The organism is Streptomyces thermospinosisporus (genome assembly GCF_039526425.1).
Classification (GTDB): domain Bacteria; phylum Actinomycetota; class Actinomycetes; order Streptomycetales; family Streptomycetaceae; genus Streptomyces; species Streptomyces thermocarboxydovorans.
In genome coordinates this window covers 1-1,341 of sequence record NZ_BAAAIZ010000161.1, presented here as the reverse complement: position 1 = coordinate 1,341, position 1,341 = coordinate 1, and the positions used below count along the sequence as shown (strand labels likewise).

Annotated in this window: 1 protein-coding gene; it reads right to left on the bottom strand. The window is 71.4% G+C overall.

The features are described from left to right. Positions 1–1,174 (bottom strand): IS110 family RNA-guided transposase (locus tag ABD207_RS32040; RefSeq protein WP_344016831.1); only part of this gene is annotated, 1,174 nt, incomplete at its 3' end. Positions 1,175–1,341: the final 167 nt, after the last annotated feature.

Here is a 1,341-nt window from a genome sequence, read left to right as displayed (position 1 = left end):
CGTCGTCTCGGCGGATTCCTCGTTCGAGGGTGGAGATGGTGGTCGGCCAGAGTCCGAAGTGACGGGCTGCGGCGGTGAGGGTGATGTTCTTGGACTGCCGCAGGGGCCGTAGGTCGGCGATGCCGGGGACGGTGACCGTGGTGGTGAGGCAGCGGAACACCTCCCGGGCGATGGCTCGTTTCAGGAGCCGGATGATCTCTTTCTTCGTCCGGCCGGCGGCGGTCTGGTGTGCCACGTACTCGCGGGTGCGGGAGTCGCTGGACATGCGGACCAGGGCGATGCGGTAGAGGGCTGCGTTGGCTTGCCGGTCGCCGCCGCGTGAGAGGCGGTGGCGGTTGGTGCGGCCGCTGGAGGCGGGGACCGGTGCGGCTCCGCACAGAGCGGCGAAGGAGGCCTCGGTGCGCATGCGTTCGGGGTTGCCGCCTGCGGTGACCAGGAGCTGGGCCGCGGTGTCGGGGCCGACGCCGTAGACGGCCCGCAGGCCGGGGTTGTGGACGGTGACCTCATCGTCCAGGGCGCGCGTGAGTGCCTCGTGCTCGGCGGTCAGCTCCTTGACGCGCCGGGCGAGGCTTTTGAGCGCGGTGAGGACCGCGGTGTGGACGGCGTCCCCGGACGGCCGCAGCCGGGCCAGGGTGTCGGTACGGTCCGCCCCTTTGAGCCGCCCGTACTTGGCGCGGATGGTCTCGGGTGCGGTGATGAGGAGGTGGCCGATCTGGTTCAGGGCGGCGGTGCGGGCCTTGACGGCGGAGCGGGCGGCGTTGTGCAGGGCGCGTATGCCGGCGACGGTGTCGTCCTTGGGTGCGCCGGAGGCCCGTCCGGACAGGGCGGCGCGGGCGGCGGCGTAGGCGTCGATAGGGTCGGACTTGCCGATGCGGCGGCGTTCGGCCCGGTCGGGCCGGTTGACCTCCACGATGTGAAGGCCCGCCGAGCGGGCGGTGCGGGTGAAGCCGGCTCCGTAGGAGGCGGTGCCTTCCACACCGATCGTGATCACGTGGCCGTGGGCGGTCAGGAAGGCCAGGGCCGCGGCGTATCCGGCGGCGGTGGTGGGGAACTCGGCGTCGGCGAGGTGGCCGCCGTTGTCGCTGATGACCGCGACGTGGAGGGTGTCGGCGTGGGAGTCGACCCCGCCGAACACGTCCTGGTCCGCTGTCTCCGGTGCCGCGGCTGATGTCATGCTGATGGTGCCCCTTCCCAGCTGGAGGTGGGCACCGGCCGGGTGGCGCAGACAGGACATTGAAGGGGCTTCTGGACCAAGCTCCTATCAGGTCATGTTCCGCCCGGCCGGAGCCATGAGAACAGGTCCCGGCGACCGGACAGAACAGCGGGAAGACAACCCAGCAG